This window comes from Streptomyces aurantiacus (assembly GCF_001418335.1).
GTDB lineage: Bacteria > Actinomycetota > Actinomycetes > Streptomycetales > Streptomycetaceae > Streptomyces > Streptomyces aurantiacus.
The window spans coordinates 1-3,259 of record NZ_LIPP01000493.1 but is presented as its reverse complement, the minus strand read 5'-3'; the positions used below and the strand labels follow the sequence as shown (position 1 = coordinate 3,259).

Annotated in this window: 3 protein-coding genes; 1 reads left to right on the top strand and 2 read right to left on the bottom strand. The window is 70.8% G+C overall.

What is annotated here, in order from left to right; translation table 11 throughout:
* Positions 1–195: 195 nt before the first annotated feature.
* Both AOK01_RS39360 and AOK01_RS42245 read right to left on the bottom strand, forming a co-directional pair.
* On the bottom strand, positions 196–1,632 hold the full coding sequence (locus AOK01_RS39360; RefSeq protein ID WP_213862217.1) for a hypothetical protein: 1,437 nt from the start codon (positions 1,630–1,632) through the stop codon (positions 196–198).
* A 287-nt stretch (positions 1,633–1,919) separates the two neighbouring features.
* Complete coding sequence (locus AOK01_RS42245; protein WP_213089207.1) at positions 1,920–2,048, bottom strand: DLW-39 family protein; 129 nt, start codon at positions 2,046–2,048, stop codon at positions 1,920–1,922.
* A 339-nt stretch (positions 2,049–2,387) separates the two neighbouring features.
* Between AOK01_RS42245 and AOK01_RS46385 the strand changes: the two genes are divergently transcribed.
* On the top strand, positions 2,388–3,053 hold the full coding sequence (locus AOK01_RS46385) for a DUF6344 domain-containing protein (RefSeq protein WP_063792945.1): 666 nt from the start codon (positions 2,388–2,390) through the stop codon (positions 3,051–3,053).
* Positions 3,054–3,259 lie beyond the last annotated feature (206 nt).

Sequence of the window (3,259 nt, the reverse complement as noted above, 5' to 3'; positions counted from 1 at the left end):
GCTCAGCCGCAGCCGCAGCCGCAGCCGGTCGCGCGGCACCGGGCCAGGCGGGCGCGGCGACGGCCCGGACCGCCCGCCGCGGTGACGGTTCCGGTGCTCCTGCTCGCGCTGGCCTGCTTCGCGGTCGGCTTCTGGGCACTGACGCGGCTCTGAACCGGCCCCGAAACCGCTGAGCTGTCGGGCGGAGCCGCCGGACTACCGGGCCCGCGACCGCCCGTACGTCCGCGAGGCCGCGCCGTCCACAGCGGGCGTGGCGCCCTCGGCCGGTCCCGCCGCCGCACGCCGCCGGGCGACCGCCGTCCACACCCCGAGCCCCAGAACGAGGAAGCACCCCGCTCCGATCCCGCCCACGGCCACCGCCTTCATCGCGGTGTTCCCGCCGGGACCACTGTCCCCGCCCGTCGCCGCGTTACCGCTCGCCGCGGCGTCCCGGTCGCCCACGGTGACCTCGAACACGTCGCGCGGCGCGGTGGCGCCGTCGTACACCGGCGCCGTCCCCGCCTCGCCCCTCACCCGCACACGCAGCGTCAGTTCGAACGGCCCGTCGCCGAACTTGTCGGCCATCTGCGCCCCGAGGTGCACGGCGAGGTAGTACCAGCCGGCGAACCGCACCCCGCCGACCTGGTCGTCCACGGAGTACCGGTTCTCGTACGCGACCGGAGGCAGCGGTTCCAGAGCGGCCACCTTCCTCGTACCGTCGTATCCGGTGTCGGCGTCGTCCACCAGGGCGCGTACGGGGTTGTAGAGCGACATCACGAGGGCATTGCCCAGGAATCCTTCACCGCTCGCCGGGCCCAGTTCGGCGGTGGCGTCGATCTGTTGCCCCCAGTCGACGGGGACGCGATAGAACAGCGTCTGTCCGGCCTGGATCCCGCCCTTCCAGACGCCCTCTTCCAGGGAGCGCGCCGCGTTGAAGCTCGTGCCGCCCTGCCGGGTCCTGGCCGAGCCGTCGAGCGCTTCCGGGGAGGCTGAGTCCCACACCTGTGGGGCGGTCGTCGGAGCGCTTTTCTTCAGAGCGGGCTCCGACACGTACTGGAGCTCCAGCTCCCAGTCGTCCGACGAGGACCCGCTCCCGCTCATACGCTCGACGAGCACCGAGTACGTACCGGCGCCCTTGCAGGTGTACGCACCGGGGCCGGCCCTTCGTGACGCCCAGGCGGTGAGCGGGCGCGGACTCTCGGTGGGTCCGAAGCGGGCGGCGCCGGCGTCTCCGGAGAAGCACTTGTGGCCCTCGGGGTCCTGGAGGGACACCTTGACGCCGTCCGAGTACACGACCTTCGTGCCCGGCTCGGGGACCGCGGTGGCCGACACGTAGGCGCTGGACGTCTCGTCGAGCCGCAGCCCGTAGTAGAGCCGACCATGGTCGCGGACGGTGCTCCGGTAGGTCGTGCCGGGTGTCAGACGTACGGCGTCGGTGGCCTTCGTCGCGCCCTCGACCTGTTCCGCGTCGGCGGCGAAGCGGTACGGAGGGGGAGTTCCCGCCGCCGACCCCTGTCCTGCGGTCACCTGTCCTGCGGTCGCCTGCCCGGCCGGTGCCGCGACCGAGAGCAGCGCGGCCGCCCCGGCCAGGACCCCACGGCAGCGCCCACGCCACCATCCCGTGCGCCGCCCCATCACGCGCCCCCTCGCCATCACCCGGACTGTCATCCCTCGGGCTCCCGCGAGTTCGGCGCCGTCGCTGTTCCGACACCTTCCCGACACTGTTCCGGACGCCCGCGAGCCTCGACCATCCTGCCCGTCGGACCGTCGCGGCATCCCCTTCTTCGATGACCCGAGCACTTCCTGTGACGTTCGGGGCTCTTCCTTCCGCTCCTCTCCTCACTTCCTCTCCTCGCCCTCCTACCAGAATCGGCACCCCGGGCAACACAAAACCCCGACCGCGAGGCGGCCGGGGTCTGTACTGAGACTGTCGTCGATGCTCACGAACCCGTGGGCACGGAGTCGGTCGCCTCCGTCCACAGGTCCTGCTCGGCGCGATCCGCCTGGATCTGGCGGTACACGAGGAGCCCGCCGATGGCGGCCAGTGCGACCACAAGAAGCTTCTTCACCGCGCGACCTCGTCTTTCCTTGGCGTTGGGGACTTCTGGCGCCCGACTATACACACCGGCCGATACCGATCGGTGACCTGTGTCAGGGCCTCAACTGCCCGCCGGGAGGGCGCAGTAGAACCGGAGCCGTCCACTCCGATCGGAGGGTGATCACATCCTCACCGAATGCGATTTCATCCCGCTTTCCACGCTCTTCCAGTCATTTCATGAGCCTTGCGCCCATCCGAGTGGTGTTCATCAGAAGATCGCCGCGCCATGGGCGTCGGTCCGCGACTTCGCAACCGACATACACATCATGAGGAAAGTACGCAAATCCACCCAGCCGAAAGAGAGGCCACCATGACCCGCAACCCGGTCATGAACCTGTGGACCGCGCTCGTCACCGCCGTCCTCGCCCTGCTCACGTCGCTCGGACTGATCACGACGACCGCCGTCGCCGCCGTACCCGAGGCGGAGACGGCCCGCAACACCAACGCCCCGCAGGACGCGACGGCGCAGGAGGAGCCCATTCGGGCCCTGCCCTACGCACAGCCTTACGCGCACTCACTGCCACCCACGATGAAGCAGCGCATCCACGCCGAGGCGCACGGCTCATCACCGTCCTGCCGGCACCGTCCGCCGACGGATACCGCGGCCACGGACACCACCGTCCCGCACCCCGCACTTCCGCACGACAGCGCCCCGGCCCCTGCCGCCGCCCGCACCACCACGGACACCGTCACAGCACCCACCGGCCCCACCGACCCCTCCGGCACCACTCACATGACGACCGGCGTCATGGACATCGGCAGGACCGAGGGCATTGAGGGCGGGCCTGGCACAGAACTCGGCGGCGAACTCCGCACTCGTACACCGGCCGTCGCATGCGCACCCACCGCACCTGCCATGGATGCCGCGCCCGTCACCGCCGTCGTTCTTCCCTCCCAGGCCGCGGCCCCGGTCCGGCTCCCGGCACCTGCCACCGCTCCGGTCCTGGCCACTGCCGGCGCGGCGATTCCGGGATGACCTCATGCTTTCGGCCTCGCCACAGACACGTACCGCTGATCCCGGCCGAACGATCCCCCGCCCGAGAACTCCACCAGGGGCCGGCCCTCATTGCACCCTCAGCCCCCCTGCCGCTGCCCCTGCCCCTGCCCCTGCCCCTGACTCTGCCGCTTGCCGAACCCACACCTGCATGACCCACATCTGCATGAGTATCGAAGACAGTGTTG

Bases quoted from the DNA above. Each gene is read 5' to 3' on its own strand.
- AOK01_RS39360 (WP_213862217.1), bottom strand. From the start codon at position 1,632: ATGGCGAGGGGGCGCGTGATGGGGCGGCGCACGGGATGGTGGCGTGGG.
- AOK01_RS46385 (WP_063792945.1), top strand. From the start codon at position 2,388: ATGACCCGCAACCCGGTCATGAACCTGTGGACCGCGCTCGTCACCGCC.